We start from the raw sequence: 21,579 nt of genomic DNA, 5'->3' as shown, positions 1-21,579 counted from the left end.
GTAGGGCGGGTGCAAGCCGCGCTGCTCAGAAGTTCGATGGCTTGACGGTGTGATGCATATTCGGAGTGAGTATGTTCAGATAATAAGCATCTCCCGCGGGCGGGAGGGGGGTAGGGTGAGGGGGGCAGTAACGGTAACATGCAGTGGCAATGTGTTTGTTGTTGCTCTTGTATTCTAGCTTTCTGAATTCTTGTTTGATATCCAAATCTCCCTCATCCCCAGCCCTTCTCCCGCGCGCGGGAGAAGGGAGCGGTCAAGAAACTGTACCAACAAATAAATGGTAGATAGTGATTTAAAAATGAAGAATGATGAGACGTCCGTGCGTCCACTCTTTAACAAACTCGTGCTTATCGGCGTTGGTCTGATTGGCGGTTCGTTCGCTTTAGCGCTCAAAAAAGCGGGCATGGTGCGCCATATTGTCGGTCTCGATCGGCACCAAGCGGCACTCGAAGAAGCGCAGCAATTAGGCATTATCGATAGCCATACATTCGATCTGGCGAGTGCGCTTGAAGGAGCGGATTTGATTGTGATTGCCACTCCCGTCGCACAGACCACAAAAATTCTAGAAGCGATTTATCCGTTGCTACAAGCGCATACGGTGGTGACTGATGTTGGTAGTACGAAAACCGATGTGGTCATAGCTGCGCGTCAGGCTCTCAAAGAAAAAGTGGCGCAGTTTGTGCCAGCACATCCTATCGCTGGTCGAGAAAAGAATGGTCCGAGCGCCGCTTTAAGTGATCTCTACGTGGGGAAGAAAACGGTCATTACCCGCTTGCCAGAAAATACCGACCACTTGCTCTCCAGAGTTGCGCAGGCATGGCAGGCTTGTGGTGCGATCATTCACTATTTGACGCCACAAGAGCACGACCAAGTTTTTGCCTCGGTCAGTCATTTGCCGCATTTATTGGCTTACACTTTGGTGGCAGATATTGCCGCCAAGCCGCACGCGGATCGTCTGTTTCAATATGCCGCGAGCGGGTTTCGTGACTTTACGCGGATCGCTGGATCATCGCCTGAAATGTGGCGCGATATTAGCATCGCGAATCGAGAGGCCTTGCTGCAAGAATTGGATTCTTATACCGAACAACTTGCGCACCTGCGACAGTATTTACAAAATGCGGATGCCGCTGCGCTAGAACATGTTTATCGTCGTGCTCAAGAGGCGCGCGTGAATTGGATTACTGCGATTGAAGCAGCGGAGGCTCAAAGCCGCTATGGTGGCGATTAGATCGCAATCGAAATTTGCGTCGACTCGGTTAGTCTCATGATTTATTTACCTAGTTGATCCACTTGATCTATCAGAGTAGAAAATAGACTTAGCAGTCGCAAGCACCGCCGCAGTCGATGGGGGTGAAAACCTAAATCAGCGGACCTGAGTGCTGGGCATAAATGCATAGAGAAGAATTTTTGAATTGTTTTTAGAACCGTTTTTTGGAATCGTGTATGAAAGAACATAGTAAGTCCTATCCACCGTATCTCGATCTTCATCCCACCATGAAAGTGCAGGGGACCGTCAAGCTGCCTGGTTCGAAAAGTATTTCGAATCGGATTCTGTTGCTGGCTGCCTTAGCGAAAGGCACGACCAAGGTGCATGAACTATTGGCATCGGACGATACATTGGTGATGCTGAATGCTTTGCATAGTCTTGGCGTACATTGGACCCAAGAGGACCACACGCAAAACTATACGGTGGTAGGTACTGGCGGCCATTTCCCGCATGCGCATGCGGATCTTTTTATGGGTAATGCTGGTACTGCGATACGCCCATTGGTCGCTGCGCTCGCTGTGCTGGGTGGCGATTACACTGTGCACGGTGTGCCACGCATGCATGAACGTCCGATCGGTGATTTGGTCGATGCGTTGAATGCGGTTGGTGCGCAAATTGATTACACTGGAAATCCTGGTTATCCGCCATTGCACATCAAACGTGGTCACATTCATGCGCAACGTATGCAAGTGAAGGGTAATGTTTCGAGTCAATTTTTGACTGCACTGCTGATGGCGGCTCCCTTGGCTGCTAAGACGAGTGACATTCAGATCGAAGTGATCGGTGAATTGATCTCAAAACCGTATATCGAAATCACGCTTAATTTGATGGCGCGCTTCGGTGTCGAAGTGCAACGCGATGGTTGGCAAATGTTCACAATCAAGATGGGCCAGCATTATGTGTCGCCGGCTGAAATTTATGTCGAAGGAGATGCTTCTTCTGCTTCGTATTTCTTGGCAGCGGGCGCGATTGCCGGTGGTCCTATTCGTGTTGAAGGTGTCGGAAAAGCCAGCATTCAAGGCGATGTGCGATTCGCTGAGGCGCTTGAGAAAATGGGAGCCCGTATTTCCATGGGCGACAATTGGATAGAGGCGCAAAGCAATGGTGCTTTGCATGCGATCGATATGGATTTCAATCATATTCCTGATGCAGCCATGACGATCGCGATTGCTGCTTTGTATGCGAATGGTACGACGACGCTGCGCAATATCGAAAGTTGGCGCGTGAAGGAAACTGATCGTATTGCAGCAATGGCAAAAGAATTGCGAAAAATTGGTGCGGTGGTTGAAGAAGGTCAGGATTTTATGCGCGTAACGCCACCGGAGCGCTTGCAACCCGCTACAATTGATACTTACGATGATCACCGGATGGCGATGTGTTTTTCGTTAGCGACTTTGGATGGTGTCGCACGTCAAGGTGCGGCAATGCGTATTAATGAACCGAAGTGTGTTGCTAAGACTTTTCCGGATTTCTTCGAAGCCTTCACGAAAATTAAGCACGAGGATTTATTTTGAGCGATCTGGCTAGCATTCCCGTTATCAGTATCGATGGTCCAACTGCCTCTGGAAAGGGGACGGTTGCGCACCGTGTTGCCAAACAATTAGGTTTTCATTATTTGGACTCAGGTGCTTTGTATCGCCTGACCGCGCTGTCGGCTATACGGCATGGTATCGATTTGTGGGAAGAGCAAGCCATTGCAGATTTAGCACGTGTGTTGCCTTGTCGCTTTGAGAAAGGCCACGTTTTCCTCGATGGCGATGATGTGACTGACGCAGTACGCCAAGAGGCGATCGGTGTGGCCGCTTCTAAAATTGCCGTTTTGCCACTGGTGCGCAAGGCATTGGTGGAGTTGCAAATGTCGTTTCGACAAGCACCAGGCTTGGTTGCCGACGGTCGCGATATGGGGACCGTCATCTTCCCCGATGCCATACAAAAGGTGTTTTTGACAGCAAGTGTGGAAGCGCGTGCAAATCGACGCTATAAGCAATTGATTGAAAAGGGTTTTCCTGCTAATATGGAGGACTTGGTAAAAGATTTGGCAGAACGTGATGCTCGCGACATGGCTCGCACAGAAGCGCCTCTCAAACCCGCACCAGGCGCGTTTTTTCTAGATACGTCTCATATCACTGCAAATGAAGCAGTGCATCAGATACTAACTCTATACACAAACGCTATTCGCGAAGCTCGATAAATCCGATTATGGGGCGCATTGCGTTGTTGCTTGTCCTCGCAGTACGTGAGTACTGCTCCGGGAGGCGCCTAGCACTGCATCCCCAGAATCGAATTTCTGAACGGCGCTTTGGAACTTTCAAGTCATCGTGGCTTGCTGTTTCTTTTTTGGTTCTCATTTGGGCGCAAAGCCTGAATGAGTTTGTTTAACTTAACCCGGTAAATAGACCTTTGTCCTATTCCGGCTAACTCGTAAATATTATGTCTACAGTCTACATGTCTCAAGATTTCGCAACCGGTGCTGATAGCTTCGCCGCTTTGTTCGAAGAGTCCTTGTCACGCCAAGATATGCGTTCCGGTGAAGTGATTTCTGCCGAAGTCGTTCGTATCGACCACAATTTCGTGATCGTGAACGCAGGCCTCAAATCTGAAGCCTTTATCCCTGTTGAAGAATTCAAAAACGACCAAGGTGAATTGGAAGTTAACGTCGGTGATTTCGTATCCGTAGCGATCGAATCATTGGAAAATGGTTTCGGTGACACAATCTTGTCCCGCGACAAAGCAAAACGTTTGGCATCATGGCTCGCGCTCGAAAAAGCGTTGGAGTCTGGCGAAATGGTTGTTGGTACAGTCAACGGCAAAGTAAAAGGTGGTTTGACAGTTCTCACGAACGGCATCCGCGCTTTCTTGCCAGGTTCTTTGGTTGACACACGCCCAGTTAAGGATACAACTCCTTACGAAGGCAAAACAATGGAATTCAAAGTTATCAAGCTCGACCGTAAGCGTAACAACGTTGTGTTGTCACGTCGTGCAGTTGTTGAGGCTTCTATGGGTGAAGAACGTCAGAAATTGATGGAAAACCTGAAAGAAGGCACAGTGGTTACTGGCTTGGTTAAAAACATCACTGACTACGGTGCGTTCGTTGATTTGGGCGGCATCGATGGCTTGTTGCACATCACTGATTTGGCATGGCGTCGTGTTCGTCACCCATCTGAAGTTCTCACAGTGGGTCAAGAAATCACTGCGAAGATCCTCAAGTTTGATCAAGAGAAAAACCGTGTTTCTCTCGGCGTTAAACAATTGGGCGATGATCCTTGGACAGGTTTGGCACGTCGTTACCCAGCAAACACACGTTTGTTCGGTAAAGTAACAAACTTGACAGACTACGGTGCATTCGTTGAAGTTGAACAAGGTATCGAAGGTTTGGTCCACGTTTCCGAAATGGATTGGACAAACAAAAACGTTGCACCAAACAAAGTTGTTCAGTTGGGTGACGAAGTTGAAGTTATGGTATTGGAAATCGACGAAGAACGTCGTCGTATCAGCTTGGGCATGAAACAGTGCAAAGCAAATCCATGGGATGACTTCTCTTTGAACTTCAAAAAAGGCGACAAAGTTAAAGGCGCGATCAAGTCCATCACTGACTTCGGCGTGTTCATTGGCTTGACAGGCAACATCGACGGTTTGGTCCACTTGTCTGACTTGTCTTGGAATGAAGCTGGCGAAGAAGCAGTTCGCAAGTTCAAGAAAGGTGATGAACTGGAAGCGATTGTTTTGGCGATCGACGTTGAACGTGAACGCGTTTCTCTCGGCGTAAAACAATTGGAAGGTGACCCATTCAATAACTACTGCGCAATGAACGACAAAGGCGCGACAGTCACTGGTACAGTGAAATCTGTTGAAGCTAAAGGCGCAGTGATCCAATTGGCAGACGAAGTTGAAGGCTACTTGCGTGCATCTGAAATCTCCCGCGATCGCGTGGAAGATGCTGGTACACACTTGAAAGTTGGTGACAGCGTTGAAGCATTGGTATTGAACATCGACCGCAAAGCACGCAGCATCCAATTGTCTATCAAGGCAAAAGACTCTGCAGAAACACAAGAAGCAATGCAAAAGATGTCTGCTGACTCCAGCGCAGCTTCTGGCACAACAAGCCTCGGTGCTTTGTTGAAAGCTAAGCTCGACAATAAGAACTAAGTCGATGATGGCAGCTCTAGCAATTCAATTATGGGGATGCAGCGCACGAAGCTTCCCGCAGCAATACACTCGTATTGCGAGGACAAGCGACATAGCGATGCGCCCTAGAATTGGATTGATTGAGGTGAACAAATGACGAAGTCTGAACTCATTGCTCGTCTGGCTGAGCGATATCCGCAACTGGTTGCAAAAGATGTAGATATCGCTGTCAAAACGATCCTAGATGCGATGTCTGATGCTTTGGCTACTGGCCAGCGCATTGAGATTCGTGGCTTTGGAAGTTTTGCTTTAAACAGTCGTCCGCCGCGTATCGGACGTAATCCTAAGTCTGGCGATAAAGTGATGGTGCCTGAAAAACGGGTGCCGCATTTCAAACCAGGCAAAGAGTTACGTGAGCGCGTCGATGCGACAGTTGGGCAACCAATACTGCGCGACTAAGTCGCTAAAGTATGGAAAAACAGTGAGTAATTTGCACTAAAAGCAAAAACGGCATAGCGGATTTCCGATATGCCGTTTTTTTTCACGTACAATTTCAAAATTCACAGTGTGTCGTATCTCTACCGATATGATTTCGCCTTTTTGAGTGCATATAGGTGTGAAATTGTCGAAGCTTGACCTTGATCGAATTGTGAGTTGTCCGTGTGCTCTGTTCACGCTCAAGCAGAAGGTAAGAATGAGCAGTAATTTTCCTCGTTAGGAAGGTGTTATGAAATTTCTCTCTAAGATTTTTTGGATGATCGTGTTTGTCGCATTCTTTGGTTTTGCGCTCAAGAATGATCAAATCGTGACGCTGAATTATTTTTGGGGCTATCAAACTACTGCGCCCCTCGTCATTATGTTATTGGGGTTTTTTGTTGCCGGTGCGGTGTTTTGTTTGATAGGGATGGCGCCAATGGTATTTCGTCATCGTCGTGATATTTCCCGCCATAAGAAGACCATTGCGGAAATTGAAAAAGAACGCGAGGCTGCGCAGTTGGCCGCCACTCAAGCGCCGACACCTGACGCTGTGCGCAATCCTTAACCGGGGTCTCGGTGCACGATAAAATTGCATACAATCCTCAGCGAGTTCTGCATTTATCTTGCCTGCCGTGATCCTTGATTGATTCCTCTCTTGTCCAATACTTAGAATTAAAAAATTATGGAATTTGAAATTTGGTGGTTATTAGGAATTCCGCTTTTTTTCAGCCTTGGCTGGATTGCTGCGCGCGTCGATATCAAACAATTGATATCAGAATCGAGCAGCCTACCAAAAGGCTATTTTAAAGGCCTCAATTTTCTCCTCAATGATCATCCCGATAAGGCCATCGATACCTTTATCGAGATCTTGCGCATGAACCCCGAGACGGTGGAAATGCATTTCGCTTTGGGTAATTTGTTTCGCCGTCGCGGTGAGACGGAACGTGCTATTCGCGTCCATCAAAATTTGCTATCGCGCCCAGATCTGCCTGCTGAACTGCAAACACAAGCGATGTATGAGCTTGGACAAGATTATCTCAAAGCCGGCCTATTGGATCGTGCAGAAGAGACTTTCAATCAACTGGTGACCAGCCAATACGCGATTCCAGCACGACGTGCTTTGCTCGAGATTTATCAGCGCGAAAAAGAATGGCTGCGTGCGATTGACGCTGCAGTAGCGTTGCAAGAATCCGGTGCGGGCGGCAAACAAAAAGAAATCGCACAGTTCTATTGTGAGATTGCTCAAGATGAATTGGTTCATACTCATCCAGAAGCGGCAATGGCGATGTTAGAGAAATCAATCGCGACTGATCGCCATAATGTGCGTGCCACCATTTTGATGGGTGATATTCACGCTAGCAAAGGTGATTATGAACAGGCGGTCTCCGCTTGGAAGCGAGTCGAACAGCAGAGCATGCCGCATGTTGCACTCGTTGCACAGCGCTTGATGGACGGCTATCGCAAGTTAGAGCGGCCGCAAGAAGGTTTAAATCTCTTGAAGTCTTATCTGGCTGAAGCGCCATCAATTGATCTACTGGAAGTCGTATTTAAAGCGAGTTTAGAGCTAGAGTCGGTGACCGATGCGAACCAGATCGTGAGTGCTGAATTGAGAAGAACACCAACCTTGCTAGGGCTTGATAAATTACTTGATGCACGCTTGATGGTCGCTGCACCCGAGGTGCGACCAGAATTGTCGTTAGTGAAGAACTTAGTCTCGGGCTATGCGCAGCGGCTGACTCGTTATCAATGTACGCATTGTGGTTTCAAGGCTCGTCAATTCTATTGGCAGTGTCCAGGCTGTAGTAAATGGGAAACCTATCCGCCGCGTCGCACTGAAGAATTGAACGTGATGAATTAAGGAATACTCTGAAATCAGTGACCGATCGAAATGATGGAAGTAACAGAACTGAGCGGCGAGCAAGCGTAACAAACAACAAAGCATCAAACTCTAAAAGAAAAAATCTGAAAATGAAAATTACGATTATTGGTACTGGATATGTCGGCCTCGTGACGGGTGCATGTCTGGCAGAGGTGGGACATGAAGTGTTTTGCCTTGATGTTGATCAGCGAAAAATCGATATCTTAAATAACGGTGGCATTCCGATTCATGAGCCGGGATTGGATCAAGTTGTCGCCAGAAATCGGGCCGCCGGTCGCCTCCAATTTTCAACGGACATTGCAGCAAGTGTGGCGCATGGTGATGTGCAATTTATCGCCGTTGGGACGCCGCCAGACGAAGATGGTTCGGCTGATCTCCAATATGTAGTTGCAGCGGCTCGCAATATCGGTCGTCACATGACGGGTTATAAAGTAATCGTCGATAAGTCGACTGTGCCCGTTGGAACAGCAGGGAAAGTCGCTGCGGCAATTGCGAATGAATTGAAGTCTCGCGCAGTAGACATTGGATTTTCTGTGACATCCAACCCAGAGTTTTTGAAGGAAGGGGCAGCGGTCAAAGATTTTATGGAGCCTGACCGTATCGTTATCGGTCACGAAAGCGATGCTGAAGGTTTGCAAGCCCAAGCGGTGATGCGCGAAGTCTACGCGAGCTTTGAAGCGGCAGGACGTAAGATCTATTGGATGGATGTGCGTTCGGCAGAGTTCACCAAGTATGCTGCCAATGCGATGTTGGCGACTCGCATTTCTTTCATGAATGAGCTTGCCAATCTCGCGGATAAGGTTGGTGTTGATATTGAAGCAGTTCGACAAGGTATCGGATCCGACCCGCGCATTGGACCGAGTTTCTTGTTGGCTGGTTGTGGCTATGGCGGCTCATGTTTTCCAAAAGATGTGCAAGCATTGTCTCGTACAGCGCAGGAGTATGGGCATGATCTTCGTATTCTTGCGGCAGTCGAAGAAGTCAATGAATTGCAGAAACAAGTTCTTGGCAAAAAAGTGCATGCTCGCTTTGGTACGAATTTGCAGGGAAAACGTTTTGCCTTGTGGGGCTTGGCTTTTAAACCTGACACCGACGACATGCGGGCAGCGTCGTCACGCGTTTTGATTAATGAGCTTTTACGTGCGGGAGCTCGTATTGCTGCTTATGATCCGGTTGCGATCGAAGAGGCCAAACGCGTATTGGCACTCGATTTTGCGGACGCACCACAGCTGATTGAACAGATTGAATTTGCATCGGATCATATGGCCGCGCTGCCAGGTGCAGATGCACTCATCATCGTCACTGAATGGAAATTATTCCGTGAAGCAGATGTCGCACAGGTTCGCGATCAGATGAATGCAGCGATTATTTTTGATGGTCGTAATTTGTATGAGCCTGCCAAATTAAAAGCTCTGGGAATTGAATATCATGCGATTGGTCGCGCCATTTTGACGCAAAACGAATCATGAAAAACAAACGTATTCTGGTTGCTGGCGACGTCATGCTCGATCGTTATTGGTTTGGCGAAGTTAACCGTATTTCGCCCGAAGCGCCGGTGCCAATCGTGCGTGTTGAAAAACGTGAAGATCGTCTCGGCGGAGCAGCGAACGTCGCTCGCAACGTGTCCGCCTTGGGTTTCGATGCAGGCTTGCTTGGTGTTATCGGGAGTGATGAAGCAGGGCGGAGTGTTGAAGATTTGCTCAAGAGCGCTGGGATCTCCAGTTACCTGAATCACGATGAAACGATTTCGACCATTATTAAACTGCGTGTTATCGGTCGACAACAACAGTTGGTGCGAGTGGATTTTGAAGAAAAACCTAGTGCCCACGTCCTGCAAGATAAGTTGACGCGTTTCACGAGTTTGTTGGCAGAGTTTGATGTTGTGGTTTTGTCCGACTATGCCAAGGGAAGTCTGGTCAATGTCTCAACCATGATCTCGGCTGCGAGACAGCTAAACAAGCCGGTCTTGGTCGATCCTAAAGGCAGCGATTTTTCTCGATATGCTGGTGCCAGCATGTTAACGCCCAATAAATCTGAATTACGCCAAGTGATTGGTGATTGGACTAGTGAGCAAGATTTGCTTGTGAAAGCGCAGAATTTACGTCAACAACTCCGACTCGATGCCCTTTTGCTGACGAGGTCAGAAGAAGGTATGAGTTTATTTATGGCAGATGAAGTCTATACGGTTCCAGCAACCGCGCGCGAGGTTTATGATGTTTCCGGTGCGGGGGATACGGTGATAGCGAGCGTCGCCGCCATGCTCGCAGAGGGACGGTCTATGTTGGAATCCGTACAAATCGCAAATCGTGCGGGTGGTATAGTGGTTGGCAAGTTGGGTACTGCGACCGTTACTCGCGAAGAGCTTTTCGCTTGAGCACGGATTGAAAACAACTGATTGACGTCGGTTATTTCAAGAGTCAACCAACAATTGTCAACCAACGATTTATAGTGACGTTATTGACTCATTGAAGCTGACTGCGTAGGTGTTTGTTGATCGATTTGAGTTTCAATGTATTTTCATTTTTTGTGAAGTTGTGAACAGGGAGAATCATATGTTGAAAAAGATTGTTGCAATCAGTTTTGGTTTGTTGTTGAGCGTGTTTGCGATGACTAGCTTTGCCTTCGCGGATGTCGATGTGAATAAGGCTGATCAAGCCGCCTTGGATGGCGTGAAAGGTTTGGGACCGGTCAAATCAAAAGCGATTTTGAGTGAGCGTAAAAAACATGGTGAATTCAAGGATTGGGCTGACTTTGAATCTCGCGTCAAAGGCATCGGTGACAAAAGTGCTGCAAAATTGTCAGAAGCTGGTTTAACAGTGAACGGTAAAGCACGCCCTGCGGCTGCTGCAAGTGGCGCGAGTGCTTCTGCTAGCGCACCAGTTGCGGCTCCAGCGAAGGCGGCTGCAAGTGCGCCAGCGTCTGCACCAGCGGTCAAACCAGCCGTTGCACCGTCTAGCGCATCTAAAGCAGCGACATCAAAATAATCGCGGTGTGAACAAAGTGTTCATAAAAGAACGTTTTGAATCCATATCAAATCCCCTCTCTGCAGGGGATTTTTTGTATCGACAAGCGGAATATCCATACTACCTTTTCATATAAGCAGCAAAGTCGTCCAAGCGGTAGAATGAGGACTTCGACAAAGTCACTTAATGTTAATCATGACCTACCTCAGTATTGAAGACACGATAGGTAACACGCCTCTCGTTCGCCTGCAGCGATTACCCGGTGAAGCGGCGCGTCTCAGAAACAATATTATTCTCGGTAAGCTTGAGGGTAATAATCCCGCAGGATCCGTGAAAGATCGTCCAGCCTTATCGATGATCAAAAGAGCAGAAGAGAGGGGCCAAATTAAGCCTGGCGATACACTGATCGAAGCCACGAGCGGGAATACCGGGATTGCTTTGGCGATGGCTGCTGCGATGCGAGGCTACAAAATGGTGCTATTGATGCCAGAGCATCTGAGTGTAGAGCGTCGTCAAAGTATGGCAGCTTATGGTGCGCAAATTATCCTAACACCACAGGCTGGTGGGATGGAAACAGCACGTGATTTAGCAGAAAAGATGCAAAGAGAAGGCAAAGGTGTCATCTTAGATCAGTTTGCAAACAGTGATAATCCACTCGCGCATTTCGAAGGTACAGGTCCAGAAATTTGGCGTGATACTAAGGGACGTGTGACTCATTTTGTGAGTGCCATGGGAACCACGGGCACGATTATGGGTGTTTCTGCATTTTTGAAGCAACAGAACGCGGAGATTCAGGTCGTTGGCGTGCAGCCGGATGAAGGTTCGCAGATACCTGGGATACGCAAATGGCCAGAAGCCTATTTACCCAAAATTTATGACAAAGCACGCGTCGATCGTTTGGAGTACGTAAGTCAGACTGCCGCAGAGGTGATGGCGCGTCGACTGGCGGTTGAAGAAGGTATTTTCTGCGGAATCTCCGCGGCCGGTGCTTGCGAAGTTGCTTTGCGTTTATCCGAGCAAGTTGAAAACGCCACCATCGTGTTCATCGTATGTGATCGTGGAGATCGTTATTTATCGACCGGTGTCTTCCCGGCGTAATTGATTGTTGCGGTATATGGAGTCGCCAAGATTTTGGCGACTGCCGAGTGAACTTTAAACGATGCCGGAAATAAAAAATCGAAGCCAGCTCACACTGCGCTTCGATTTTTTTTCGATCATCGAATGATCGCCAACCCGAATGAGGGTTTAGGAATTTGTCGCTGGATCTTTTGGTTTGAATTGCTTGTCGCTGATACGGAACTTCGCACGGCGATCACCCATCAAACCACGTAAGTCCTTGATGCTGACATCGCTGATTTCATGCATACGGATGAGCAAAGATGCACCAACTGGCAAACGACGATGACGAATTTTACTGATCACCGGCGGTGCAACTTCTAATGCACGTGACAAGGCGGCATCGTTTTTCAGATGCAATTGTTTGATCAAAGTATCCAAAAGATTATTTGGATCGTAGTCGATTTCATCTGATTCAAGTTGTGTCAAGTTTGGCATCATTACCTCGTTTTAATGGTTATTTATGTTGCAGGAGGGCACTGTAATAAATTACTTAAACAGTAATACTATATCTTTAAAACAAAATTATCTACTTTTTAAGCAAGAAAACAATAAAGAAAATTGTTAAATCTATTGACACTTTCCTCGAAACCATCATAAATGTATCATTAGATAACATTACTCTAGTACAAAAAATTCTTATTTGCAATATTTTTTATCGATAATGTCGGCAAAAAAGCCATATCATTTGGCTAATGATATTTATTTTAATTTTTCATGCGGGCACTGCTAATCGCTTGAGCAAGGTCGATCACGGACATCGCATAGAAATAACTGCGATTGTACTGGGTGATTGCGTAGAAATTTTCGGTCGCCAACCAATACTCAGTTGGGTCTTCACCGTTCTGTAAATCGATTAAGCCATAGAGTAAATTGTTTGGTGCATCGGCACTTGGTGTTGTGACGAAAGGACGTAATTCGTTTAGGCGTAGACTTGCTTTCAGCCCGCGATCAAGGAATTGCTGGATCGCGTTATCTGATTTCGATGCATCCATGTTTGTGCTTGGCTCAACAGTGTGGATGGTGGCTGGAAAGACATACGGTACAGCACTTTTCCATCCGTGTTTCATCAAATAGTTGCCGACGCTACCGATGGCGTCGGCTTCGGAATCTCTCAAATCAATTTTGCCGTCGAGGTCAAAATCAACTGCGAATTCACGCAAACTTGTTGGCATAAATTGGCAGAGTCCAATTGCACCAGCGTATGAGGCTTTCACGCTGAGCGGATCAATTTGATGATCGCGCGCCCACAATAAAAGCTGCGTGAGTTCTTTTCGAAAGAAAGCGCTGCGAGTTTCGCGGTTAGGTGTGTCTGGATAGGCAAACGCGAGCGTGGTGATTGCATCAATCGCTCGGTAGCGCCCAAGATTTTTTCCGTAAATGGTTTCGACGCCGATTAAGCCCACAATAATTTCAGCGGGAACGCCGAAATCCTGTTCTGCTTTTTTGAGTTGGCTTTCGTTGCGTTGCCAAAAGCGAAGACCTGCTTCGATCCGTGCTGTCTCAACAAAGCGACTGCGATATATCTTCCAGTTTTTCGGTTTTCCAGGGGGCATGGGTTTCACCGCTTGGACGGCGGATTCCACATATCGAGCTTGCTTCATGATTCGTTCAAATTCCGAGCTTGAGAACTGGTTCTCCTTCTCAAGTTGACGTTTCATTTCTTGGACATCATCCCATGTATTGAAATGGCGATCTTCACCAATGATGACTGTAGAGACGGTTTTGCTATTTTTGTGTGCTACCTTTTTTTGCTTACCAGCGTAGCTGACCGTGCTAGTAAAGGCCAATACAAAACAAAGCAGACCTTGCACGAGAATTTTGGTTTGAAGGGAGAGACGTAAGTTGTTCATTATTTGATTTGTTTCAAGAGACGTCGCAACTGTGCGATGTGTTCTGCGGGTGTTGACCGCCCATATTTACTGGCGATGTAAAGTTCAATGAATTGTTCGATCGCCTGTAGTTGTGGGACTGAGATGGTCGTTGGCATGGTCGCTTGCAAACGAAGAAGAAAATTTCGAGGTCCTTCGTGGGAGTGTTTTGCAATCCCTTTGCGACTGCATTTATCCAAAAGGCGCGAGTATAGCCGATCGATTAACACCCGTCTCTCCCTGCGACGCAGCAGCGGTAAAGCAGTTAAGCCCAATATGAGAGCGCCGACGAGAAATAGTCGGGTCAATACTTTGGTCCAATCGAGATCACGTAAACCTAAATTTTCTAGTAGACCATTTTGTTTGGTTTCATTGTAGTTGAGGACCCATTGGTTCCATGCGTTGTTGAGCGCACTCCAACGCATTCTGAGCTCGTTCACTAACGTGTTACCGCCCATGACATTGCCGACGAGGTCAGCAATTGTGCCTGGTTTTTGAGTTGCGCTGAGGTTCTTGAGAACGCGGTCAGGCGCGACTGCTGCGGTTGGGTCAACTCGCACCCAACCTAACTCGGATAGCCAGACTTCTGCCCAAGCGTGGGCGTCAGACTGCCGTACTTCAAGATAGCCATCTTGGGTATTCATATTGCCGCCCTGATAGCCCGTCACAACCCGTGCTGGAATATTGAGATATCGCATCACTAACACGAAACTGCTGGCGTAGTGTTCACAGAAGCCAGAACGTGTATTGAAGAGGAACTCGTCAACTGTATTTCTTCCTAAGGCTGGGGGTTCTAGGGTGTAGTAAAAATTTTCGCTCCGAAAATAGTTCAACATGGCGCGGATTTGATCTTGTGGGCGAGCAAATTGTGACTTCAGCTGGGCAGCGAATTCCGCCGTCTTGGGATTGAAACGTCGAAGAATTGACGTGTTAAGACGCACGCTGGCTGGGCTAATACTGCTCTCAAAGCGGTAGTCGACATAGGACGTGACGAGATAACGCGTGCGTTGTTGTAAAGGCAGACTCGTGACCAATTCAGCGTTGGGTGTGAGGCTACTGGTGTTTCCTTCGATCTGCGGAAGTGAATTCGGGAGCTCGAGCGCAAAAATATTGCGTTCCCCGTTGGGCTCTATCGTCACTTCGTGGCGGATCGCTTTGCCGCTAACTTGTATCGCATCGCGGTTCGGTTTTTTATTGAGCTCAGGTGAGTAGCCTGCAGTCCATGTTCTGCCATCAAATTCGTCCAAGACATTGGCGCGCCAGTACATTTTGCTTTTTTCTGGAACTACATCGAAAAATCGAACTCGGAACACAAGCTCTTCTGACATGGCGAGTTTACTGATGTTGCCGGGCGACATAGAGTTCGAGAGCCCAGTTCTCGCCACGTTAGCATCGCTCGGTAATCCCCATAGTGGTCCCTGTAGGCGAGGGAAAAGGAAGAAACAGGCGATCGTGAGGGGGATGGAAAGCCCGACAATTTTTCCCACCATACGCAAGCGCTTGAGCGGCGGCATCGTTCGAGTATGGAATTGATAGCTCAGTTGCGCCATTAATAAGGCGAGTGCGCTGACGCTCACCTGCAGCGCGCTTAACAAACTTTGTGAATCAAAGAAGCTGGTAAGTATTAGGAAAAAGCCCAGAAACACCACGACAAACAAATCTCGTCGTGCATGCATTTCAAGCATTTTGCAGGCGAGCAGCAAGATCAACATGGCGACGCCAGCTTCCCGACCGAAAAAGCTACGATACGAGTAGAAGATGCCGCCCATGAGTAATAAGGCGATGGGGACCAAAATGAGGTTTCGTGGTAACGCTCTTCCCGAAAAGGTGAGCCAAGCACGCGCTAACATTAAGCTACACGAGCTGAGCGTAATCCACGGTAGAGCACTGGAAAAATGATTGCTGATGACCAGTAAGCAAGCACCGACAAGAAACAAAGTGTCAGTCTTTTCGCGACTCATAAAAAAGTTGTCAATTGCGCTCGGAGGTTTCATCTTTCAACCTCACTTGTAATCGCATTACTTTCGTCAACACCAAAACAGGCGAGAGCTTTGAGACAGGTGTTGCGGTGTTGTTCGCCGAGGTCGGGGCCGATGCTCAAGCGACCGATCTCGAAGAAATAGGGAAGACCTTGATGTTCCGCATCGAGGACCCATGCGGTCATTCTTGAGATCTTACTCTCAAGGTCCAATTGAGCAGGGAGTTCAGAGAAAATAATTGACACAGCGCCAACCGAGGCGCCGGAAAATTGTTTGCTAATGAGATTACCACCTGCATCAAGATCGACCCGAGCAATGTGTTTCCAGGATAGATGTTTCAGAGGGTCGCCTTGCTGATACATGCGTACTCCAGAAAACTCTTCTTGTCCGCTTGTACTGATCCCTTGTTCGCCAGTGGGGCCATCGGTGGGAAGTGGCGGTGGGTTATCTTCGGGGCGTGGATACACCAAGGTCTTACTGTCTGGAAGCCAGGTGCTCCACGCACGTAATAATCCAAGTGGAAACCAAGTTTGAATTTGAACGCGCGGGCAAGCCATGTATCCGCGTTGTTGGCTTGCCGTCTTTAATTTCACGGTGACATTTTCGTTCCCCTCTAGGTCGATCACTTGGGTTTGCTGGGGACTTTGACGAAAACTGAAATGGAGAGCGTATCGGGCGAGAGAGTCAGCGTTATTAACGTGAAAGTGAAATTCAGCGTTGTCGCCGACAAATATTGGCGCGCCATCGCTCGCACTCAATTTGAGATAGGCTAAATTACGGAATGTATAGAAAGCATTCACAATGGCGATGCCCCCTAAGAGGTAAGTCATGCCAAAGCCGAGATTCAAATTGTAGTTGGTGGAAGTGAGGAAGCAGATGACCAGAACCAATAGAAACGCGAGCCCAGGTTTGCTCGGTAAGGTGAACACGCGTCTTTGAGTGAGCGTGAGTTCACCTGGCTCGGGCGCCTTTTCGAGAAATACCACACGTCTAAATTGACGCCGGAGCGGATCGAGCAATGCCATGTGGATTAGCCCTGTCTTTAAACGGCAATCGAGCGCATCACTTCAAGCAGTAACTCTTGGCTCGCATTCGCTTTCGAACTGACTGCTTTGAGTGGTCGTAACCGGTGTGCAATGGTTGGTACCAACACTGCTTGTACATCTTCTGGCATGACATGATCTCGCCCTTCGAGTGCTGCCCATGCTTTGGAGGCTTGCATGAGAGCCAGTGAGGCGCGGGGACTCATACCTTCGGCAAAACAATTACCTGTTCGCGTAGCAGCGGCTAGTTTCTGTATGTAGTCAATCAGGGCACTCGAGGCATGAATGGCTTTAATACTTTTTTGAACTGCGAGGAGTTCATCATTTTGCATCACAGCGGGTAAATGCTTGAGTAGGCTGCGACGATCCTCGCCGGCGAGAAGGGCGCGTTCTGCTTTGGCGTCTGGATAGCCGAGCGAGACGCACATCAAGAAGCGATCAAGTTGTGATTCCGGAAGATTGAAGGTGCCGATTTGATGCGTAGGGTTTTGAGTCGCAATGACAAAAAAAGGTTGCGGTAGGGCGCGCGTTTGTCCTTCAACACTGACCTGCTGCTCTTCCATCGCCTCTAGCAAGGCCGATTGTGTCTTAGGCGTGGCACGATTAATTTCGTCTGCCAATAGAACCTGGGTGAAAATCGGACCTGGGTGAAATATGAATTGCGATTTTTCGCGCTCGAAGATCGATACGCCGACTACATCGGTTGGTAGGAGATCCGAAGTGAATTGTAAGCGATTGAATTTAAGGCCCAAGGAAATCGCTAGAGCATGTGCTAAAGTGGTTTTGCCTACACCAGGAACGTCCTCGATCAGGAGGTGGCCGCCAGCAAGTAAGCATACTAAGGCTTGCTGCACCTGAGTTTCCTTGCCAATGATGACTTGATTAAGTTGTTTTGCAACCTCATGGACTTTTGAAAACATGTGTTTTTCCCATAGAATCTTGAGTAATGCCATCAATCGATAGATCGGCTACACAGTTATCATACCGAATATCTGAAAAAGGTGTCGCATGGTAAGCTTAAAATCCCGAGACCGAATGATGCGTGAACGAGAATAGACGGCAGTTTTGTTTTTTCATTGGTGTGGTGATTAGGTTTGTCTTGGTTTGTAATTGACAGTGCTGCAGGGGAATGACAATAATCAATAGGCTTTGGTGTGTTAGCGACTAAAGTGTTGGTGTGGTACGTGAACAAAGGATAAGAATGGCGAGGCCAGAAAAAATTCGTTTGGGTGAGATTTTGGTACAACAGAAGCTGATCACTGAGGATCAACTTTTGTTTGCGCTCGCTGAACAAAAACGTACCGGTAAAAAGCTAGGTCGGGTCTTTGTTGAAAATCGCTACGTGACTGAGGATCAGATCTCTCAGGCGATGGCAAAACAATTGGACATCAGCTTCGTCAATCTACGTCAATACAATATCAAACCTGATATCGTTAAGAAGCTGCCTGAGTTGCAGGCGCGGCGTTTTCGAGCTCTCGTGCTTGAACAGAGAGATAACGGGTTTTTGGTGGCGATGGTCGATCCGACCGATCTTTTTGCTTACGATGAGGTTAGTAGAATCCTCAAAAGCACCATTCATTTGGCCGTGGTGAATGAAAATGATTTGCTAGCTGCGATCGATAACCTGTATCGACACACTGAGGCGATTACCGATCTCGCCCGTGAGCTTGAGCAAGAACTGTCGGATGGGAATGTCGATATCGAATCTCTCGTCACAGAGACCGCCACCGAAGATGCTCCCGTCGTCAAGTTGCTGCAGTCCGTTTTTAATGATGCTACCCAAGTGCGGGCTTCAGATATTCACATTGAGCCACAAGAGAAACGCTTGTTGATTCGCTTTCGCATCGACGGCATGTTGCATCTCCAGACTGAAGCCGATATCAAAATTGCGAGCGCGTTGGCGCTGCGTTTGAAGTTAATATCAGAAATGGACATCTCTGAGAAGCGTCTGCCGCAGGATGGTCGCTTTATCATCAAAGTGCGACAGCAGCAGGTGGACGTGCGTATCTCAACCATGCCAACGCAATATGGCGAGTCGATTGTGATGCGTTTGCTGAATCAGAGCGGAGGTATTCTGAATCTTGATAAGATCGGGATGCCACGTGAAATGCTCGAACGTTTTCGCTCCATTATTCAAAGGCCCAACGGTTTAGTCTTAGTGACGGGGCCAACTGGGAGCGGTAAAACGACCACCTTGTATGGTGCTTTATCCGAACTGAATCGCGAAGAGAGTAAGTTAATTACGGTCGAGGATCCGGTTGAATATCGCTTACCCGGCATCAATCAAGTCCAGGTTAATGAGAAAATTGAATTAACTTTTGCCAAGGTTTTGCGCGCATCCTTGCGCCAAGATCCGGACATCTTGCTACTTGGTGAAATGCGTGATCAGGAAACTGCACAGATCGGTATGCGTGCGGCGATGACCGGTCACTTGGTGCTTTCGACATTGCATACCAATGATGCGATCAGCACGCCAATTCGTTTGCTCGACATGGGTGTGCCTCGTTTTATGATGGGCAGTTCATTGCAAGCGGTGCTCGCACAGCGTTTGGTTCGTGTCATTTGTGAGAGCTGTCGGCAGGAGCATCAATTGAGCACCTCCGAGCGCGAATGGTTATCAATAGATCTTGCGGATCAAATTGATCAACATCACTACCATGCAGGCCGTGGTTGTGGGCATTGTAACGGTACGGGGTATCGTGGTCGAACTGGTGTGTACGAACTGCTCGAGATGACAAAGCCAGTCATTGATGCCGCGCATCAAGATGATAATGCGAAATTCATTGAGGCCGCGAAAACTCAAATGGCAGGCAAGACGCTGCGGAAATATGCAATTGATCTCGTGTTGGCTGGTATAACGACAGTTAGTGAAGCGATGCGTATCAGTAACCAAATCGATGAGTAAGCACGTCTATGCCATTTTTTTCTTATAAAGCACGAAATTCAAACGGAGATTTAGTGCAAGGCGTCTTGGAAGCCCTTGACGCCGATGCAGTGGCGCGCCAACTTTTTTCAAATGGTGTCGTTCCGACTTCGATTGAGCCAGCCACGGCAAGTGGTGATGCCTCAATACCATCCTTGTGGCGTCGGATTCGGGAGGGGCGTGTTTCACCGATTGATGTGCAGTTGTTTAGTCGGCAGTTATATACCTTGATACGTGCGGGCGTGCCGATTATGCGAGGGCTTGCGGGTTTGCAGGAATCCTCAGTCAACAAAGCGTTTCGAAAAGTGATTCAAGATTTGCGCGAATCTTTGGACTCAGGTCGTGAGCTGTCAGCCGCAATGCGTCGGCATCCCAATGTTTTTTCCCTGTTTTATGTAAGTATGGTACGCGTCGGTGAAATGACTGGGCGACTCGATTTAATACTGCTGCGATTAGCAGAACACCTCGAGTTTGAACGCGATATGCGTAATCGAATTAAGACTGCATTGCGATACCCCGTCTTTGTATTGGCGGTGATGGTGATTGCCTTGGTTGTCGTCAATATCTTTGTGATCCCTCAATTTGCCCGAGTCTTCGCGAGTTTTAATGCACCACTCCCAGTCTTGACGCAATTCTTGTTAGGGATGTCAGAATTTTTTGTGGATTACTGGTACCTGATTTTTGCTGTCGTGATTGGCGTTGTGATCGCATTTCGGTCTTTTATTTCGACGAAAGCGGGGCGTTTCTGGTGGGATAGAGTTATTTTGAAATTTCCCATATTTGGTAGGATCGTTCTTAAAGCGACACTAGCCCGTTTCTCCCGCAGTTTCGCACTATCGAGCAAAAGCGGTGTGCCGATAGTGCAGGCCTTGAACGTGGTGGCGAGTACGGTTGATAACACCTTCATTGCACAACATGTTGAGAATATGCGTGAAGGTGTTGAGCGAGGCGACAGTATTTTACGAACAGCAACAGCGACGAACGTGTTCACGCCTGTGGTCCTGCAAATGATTGCGGTGGGCGAAGAAACTGGTGCACTTGATGAATTGATGGATGAAATCGCTACCATGTACGAGGGCGAAGTGGAGTACGAGCTTAAGACGCTCTCATCAAATATCGAGCCTATTTTGATTATTATTTTGGGTGTGATGGTCCTGGTTTTGGCACTCGGTGTATTTGTACCAATTTGGGATCTTGGACGCGTCGCTCTGAAAAAATAAGTAGAAGATTCGTTGCAGGATGTGTGCCTATCGGTACATAAATCAGCCGCTCGCTTTGAAAGTTGAGATGGGCGTGGTAAGGTTAATTGTGTTTGTTTTTTTTACGTTGAAGGAAAAGAATTATGAAAACTCGTCATCGTCGCAAGGGTTTTACCTTGATTGAATTGGTCGTGGTGATCACGATCCTGGGCTTGTTGGCAGCAACTGCGCTGCCAAAGTTTGCTGCATTGCAGACGCAAGCCCGCATCGCGAAAATGAATGGTGCACTTGCTTCGATTAAAGCGGGAGCTGCTTTGGCACATTCAATTCAGTTGACACAACAATTGGCGGCCTCCGCATCGGTCACGATGGAGGGATCAGTGGTGCCAATGGCGGATGCTTACCCTACCTCAGCGGTAAATTCAATCGCCGTTGCCGCTGGTTTGGACGCGAATGAGTTTGTATTGACGGCGACTTCTGCGACGGTCTTTACGGTTGCGTCAGACGCTGGCCATCCTGCATGTGTCGTGACTTATACCGTACCAAGCTCGTTGGGGTTCCCGCCGACCTATGACAATTCAGGTCTCACTGCAGCTAACTGCACCTAGTCCGCAGCGTACAAACAAATTAGCCGTTTCGACGGCTAATTTGTTTTTGGATCGAGCGCGAGTGTTGTTTATTTTTTTGCTCATATTTTGGGTTGTTTTTTCTTATCAGAATCATGTAGTTTTGATCAA

The 21,579-nt window shown here is 47.9% G+C and carries 19 protein-coding genes; 14 read left to right on the top strand and 5 right to left on the bottom strand.

All coding sequences use genetic code 11. From position 1 onward, the window contains the following. The first annotated feature begins 298 nt into the window (after positions 1 to 298). The 11 genes from RF679_RS12095 (at position 299) to cysM (ending at position 11,809) form a co-directional block, all read left to right on the top strand. Positions 299 to 1,228 (top strand): prephenate dehydrogenase, encoded by a 930-nt coding sequence (locus RF679_RS12095; RefSeq protein ID WP_309480887.1) that lies wholly within the window; start codon positions 299 to 301, stop codon positions 1,226 to 1,228. 215 nt (positions 1,229 to 1,443) lie between these two features. Further along, positions 1,444 to 2,781 (top strand): 3-phosphoshikimate 1-carboxyvinyltransferase, encoded by a 1,338-nt coding sequence (gene aroA, locus RF679_RS12090; protein WP_309480886.1) that lies wholly within the window; start codon positions 1,444 to 1,446, stop codon positions 2,779 to 2,781. Further along, positions 2,778 to 3,458, top strand: coding sequence for a (d)CMP kinase (gene cmk, locus RF679_RS12085; protein ID WP_309480885.1), 681 nt, complete (start codon positions 2,778 to 2,780; stop codon positions 3,456 to 3,458). Before aroA ends, cmk begins: the two co-directional genes overlap by 4 nt. A gap of 254 nt (positions 3,459 to 3,712) precedes the next feature. After that, a complete protein-coding gene (rpsA, locus tag RF679_RS12080) occupies positions 3,713 to 5,413 on the top strand; it encodes a 30S ribosomal protein S1 (protein ID WP_309480884.1) in 1,701 nt (566 codons plus the stop codon). A 132-nt stretch (positions 5,414 to 5,545) separates the two neighbouring features. Next, positions 5,546 to 5,851 (top strand): integration host factor subunit beta, encoded by a 306-nt coding sequence (locus RF679_RS12075; protein WP_309480883.1) that lies wholly within the window; start codon positions 5,546 to 5,548, stop codon positions 5,849 to 5,851. Between the two features lie 268 nt (positions 5,852 to 6,119). Next, positions 6,120 to 6,434 carry a LapA family protein gene (locus RF679_RS12070; protein WP_309480882.1) on the top strand — a complete coding sequence of 105 codons (315 nt, stop codon included), beginning with the start codon at positions 6,120 to 6,122 and terminating at the stop codon, positions 6,432 to 6,434. A gap of 117 nt (positions 6,435 to 6,551) precedes the next feature. Next, complete coding sequence (gene lapB / locus RF679_RS12065) at positions 6,552 to 7,727, top strand: lipopolysaccharide assembly protein LapB (RefSeq protein ID WP_309480881.1); 1,176 nt, start codon at positions 6,552 to 6,554, stop codon at positions 7,725 to 7,727. 110 nt (positions 7,728 to 7,837) lie between these two features. Beyond that, positions 7,838 to 9,217 (top strand): UDP-glucose dehydrogenase family protein, encoded by a 1,380-nt coding sequence (locus tag RF679_RS12060; protein ID WP_309480880.1) that lies wholly within the window; start codon positions 7,838 to 7,840, stop codon positions 9,215 to 9,217. After that, positions 9,214 to 10,122, top strand: a complete 909-nt coding sequence (gene rfaE1, locus RF679_RS12055; RefSeq protein ID WP_309480879.1) for a D-glycero-beta-D-manno-heptose-7-phosphate kinase — start codon at positions 9,214 to 9,216, stop codon at positions 10,120 to 10,122. Before RF679_RS12060 ends, rfaE1 begins: the two co-directional genes overlap by 4 nt. 178 nt (positions 10,123 to 10,300) lie before the next feature. Further along, positions 10,301 to 10,732 (top strand): ComEA family DNA-binding protein, encoded by a 432-nt coding sequence (locus RF679_RS12050; RefSeq protein WP_309480878.1) that lies wholly within the window; start codon positions 10,301 to 10,303, stop codon positions 10,730 to 10,732. Positions 10,733 to 10,906: 174 nt separating this feature from the next. Then, positions 10,907 to 11,809 (top strand): cysteine synthase CysM, encoded by a 903-nt coding sequence (gene cysM / locus RF679_RS12045; RefSeq protein WP_373921776.1) that lies wholly within the window; start codon positions 10,907 to 10,909, stop codon positions 11,807 to 11,809. Positions 11,810 to 11,956: 147 nt separating this feature from the next. Here cysM and RF679_RS12040 read toward each other — a convergent pair whose 3' ends face one another. The 5 genes from RF679_RS12040 to RF679_RS12020 all read right to left on the bottom strand — a co-directional run bounded on the left by RF679_RS12040 (position 11,957) and on the right by RF679_RS12020 (position 17,640). After that, a complete protein-coding gene (locus tag RF679_RS12040; RefSeq protein WP_309480876.1) occupies positions 11,957 to 12,268 on the bottom strand; it encodes a hypothetical protein in 312 nt (103 codons plus the stop codon). A gap of 266 nt (positions 12,269 to 12,534) precedes the next feature. Beyond that, a complete protein-coding gene (gene mltB, locus RF679_RS12035) occupies positions 12,535 to 13,680 on the bottom strand; it encodes a lytic murein transglycosylase B (RefSeq protein WP_309480875.1) in 1,146 nt (381 codons plus the stop codon). Next, the gene (locus RF679_RS12030; RefSeq protein ID WP_309480874.1) at positions 13,680 to 15,659 is read right to left on the bottom strand and encodes a transglutaminase TgpA family protein; all 1,980 of its coding nucleotides are present in this window, start codon (positions 15,657 to 15,659) and stop codon (positions 13,680 to 13,682) included. The genes mltB and RF679_RS12030 overlap by 1 nt, the downstream gene beginning before the upstream one ends. Before the next feature lie 29 nt (positions 15,660 to 15,688). Beyond that, positions 15,689 to 16,702 (bottom strand): DUF58 domain-containing protein, encoded by a 1,014-nt coding sequence (locus RF679_RS12025; protein ID WP_309480873.1) that lies wholly within the window; start codon positions 16,700 to 16,702, stop codon positions 15,689 to 15,691. 17 nt (positions 16,703 to 16,719) lie between these two features. Next, positions 16,720 to 17,640, bottom strand: a complete 921-nt coding sequence (locus tag RF679_RS12020; RefSeq protein WP_309480872.1) for an AAA family ATPase — start codon at positions 17,638 to 17,640, stop codon at positions 16,720 to 16,722. A 281-nt stretch (positions 17,641 to 17,921) separates the two neighbouring features. Here RF679_RS12020 and RF679_RS12015 point away from each other — a divergent pair, with 281 nt between their 5' ends. The 3 genes from RF679_RS12015 to RF679_RS12005 all read left to right on the top strand — a co-directional run bounded on the left by RF679_RS12015 (position 17,922) and on the right by RF679_RS12005 (position 21,450). After that, positions 17,922 to 19,625, top strand: a complete 1,704-nt coding sequence (locus tag RF679_RS12015; RefSeq protein ID WP_309480871.1) for a GspE/PulE family protein — start codon at positions 17,922 to 17,924, stop codon at positions 19,623 to 19,625. An 8-nt stretch (positions 19,626 to 19,633) separates the two neighbouring features. Next, positions 19,634 to 20,863 carry a type II secretion system F family protein gene (locus RF679_RS12010; RefSeq protein WP_309480870.1) on the top strand — a complete coding sequence of 410 codons (1,230 nt, stop codon included), beginning with the start codon at positions 19,634 to 19,636 and terminating at the stop codon, positions 20,861 to 20,863. Positions 20,864 to 20,985: 122 nt separating this feature from the next. After that, positions 20,986 to 21,450, top strand: a complete 465-nt coding sequence (locus RF679_RS12005) for a type II secretion system protein (protein ID WP_309480869.1) — start codon at positions 20,986 to 20,988, stop codon at positions 21,448 to 21,450. The last annotated feature ends 129 nt before the right edge of the window (positions 21,451 to 21,579 follow it).

Source organism: Undibacterium cyanobacteriorum (assembly GCF_031326225.1).
GTDB lineage: Bacteria > Pseudomonadota > Gammaproteobacteria > Burkholderiales > Burkholderiaceae_D > Undibacterium > Undibacterium cyanobacteriorum.
Note: the sequence above shows the minus strand (reverse complement) of the source record. Positions and strands in the feature narration are given on the sequence as shown.

Excerpts from the sequence above, each read along its gene's own strand:
- RF679_RS12060 (WP_309480880.1), top strand. The coding sequence starts at position 7,838 with ATGAAAATTACGATTATTGGTACTGGATATGTCGGCCTCGTGACGGGT.
- cysM (WP_373921776.1), top strand. The coding sequence starts at position 10,907 with ATGACCTACCTCAGTATTGAAGACACGATAGGTAACACGCCTCTCGTT.
- RF679_RS12025 (WP_309480873.1), bottom strand. The coding sequence starts at position 16,702 with ATGGCATTGCTCGATCCGCTCCGGCGTCAATTTAGACGTGTGGTATTT.
- RF679_RS12015 (WP_309480871.1), top strand. The coding sequence starts at position 17,922 with ATGGCGAGGCCAGAAAAAATTCGTTTGGGTGAGATTTTGGTACAACAG.
- aroA (WP_309480886.1), top strand. The coding sequence starts at position 1,444 with ATGAAAGAACATAGTAAGTCCTATCCACCGTATCTCGATCTTCATCCC.
- RF679_RS12030 (WP_309480874.1), bottom strand. The coding sequence starts at position 15,659 with ATGAGTCGCGAAAAGACTGACACTTTGTTTCTTGTCGGTGCTTGCTTA.
- rpsA (WP_309480884.1), top strand. The coding sequence starts at position 3,713 with ATGTCTCAAGATTTCGCAACCGGTGCTGATAGCTTCGCCGCTTTGTTC.
- RF679_RS12070 (WP_309480882.1), top strand. The coding sequence starts at position 6,120 with ATGAAATTTCTCTCTAAGATTTTTTGGATGATCGTGTTTGTCGCATTC.
- lapB (WP_309480881.1), top strand. The coding sequence starts at position 6,552 with ATGGAATTTGAAATTTGGTGGTTATTAGGAATTCCGCTTTTTTTCAGC.
- RF679_RS12075 (WP_309480883.1), top strand. The coding sequence starts at position 5,546 with ATGACGAAGTCTGAACTCATTGCTCGTCTGGCTGAGCGATATCCGCAA.
- mltB (WP_309480875.1), bottom strand. The coding sequence starts at position 13,680 with ATGAACAACTTACGTCTCTCCCTTCAAACCAAAATTCTCGTGCAAGGT.
- rfaE1 (WP_309480879.1), top strand. The coding sequence starts at position 9,214 with ATGAAAAACAAACGTATTCTGGTTGCTGGCGACGTCATGCTCGATCGT.
- RF679_RS12050 (WP_309480878.1), top strand. The coding sequence starts at position 10,301 with ATGTTGAAAAAGATTGTTGCAATCAGTTTTGGTTTGTTGTTGAGCGTG.
- RF679_RS12020 (WP_309480872.1), bottom strand. The coding sequence starts at position 17,640 with ATGTTTTCAAAAGTCCATGAGGTTGCAAAACAACTTAATCAAGTCATC.
- RF679_RS12010 (WP_309480870.1), top strand. The coding sequence starts at position 19,634 with ATGCCATTTTTTTCTTATAAAGCACGAAATTCAAACGGAGATTTAGTG.
- RF679_RS12095 (WP_309480887.1), top strand. The coding sequence starts at position 299 with ATGAAGAATGATGAGACGTCCGTGCGTCCACTCTTTAACAAACTCGTG.
- RF679_RS12040 (WP_309480876.1), bottom strand. The coding sequence starts at position 12,268 with ATGATGCCAAACTTGACACAACTTGAATCAGATGAAATCGACTACGAT.
- RF679_RS12005 (WP_309480869.1), top strand. The coding sequence starts at position 20,986 with ATGAAAACTCGTCATCGTCGCAAGGGTTTTACCTTGATTGAATTGGTC.